This is a genomic window from Nostoc sp. CCY 9925 (assembly GCF_963920935.1).
Taxonomy (GTDB): domain Bacteria; phylum Cyanobacteriota; class Cyanobacteriia; order Cyanobacteriales; family Nostocaceae; genus Nostoc.
The window spans coordinates 1-258 of sequence record NZ_CAWUDO010000322.1 but is presented as its reverse complement, the minus strand read 5'-3'; the positions used below and the strand labels follow the sequence as shown (position 1 = coordinate 258).

1 protein-coding gene is annotated in these 258 nt (G+C 65.1%); it reads left to right on the top strand.

The annotated features are described in order from the left end of the window. On the top strand, positions 1-258 hold a 258-nt coding region (locus tag ACM0OY_RS40620; RefSeq protein ID WP_414574333.1), incomplete at both ends, for a PdaC/SigV domain-containing protein.

Below are 258 nucleotides of genomic sequence, written 5' to 3'. Positions count from 1 at the left end.
AGCAAGAACCAGTATGCGACGGTCAAGCTGGCCCTGCCCGCAGGCGTGACCGACAAGCCCGAACTTCAAGGCCCGCTGTACGCCGACGCGGTGCGCGAACTGAACCAGTTCTCCGAAGGCGCCCAGGCCGATCTGAGCGAGGCGGGCGCAGGCCCCAATCCCTATGAGAAGTCGATCACCTATTCGCAGGGCGGCGAAAGCGGCAAGCTGTTCAGCCTGGCGCGCACCAATTTCGAATACACCGGCGGCGCCCACCCC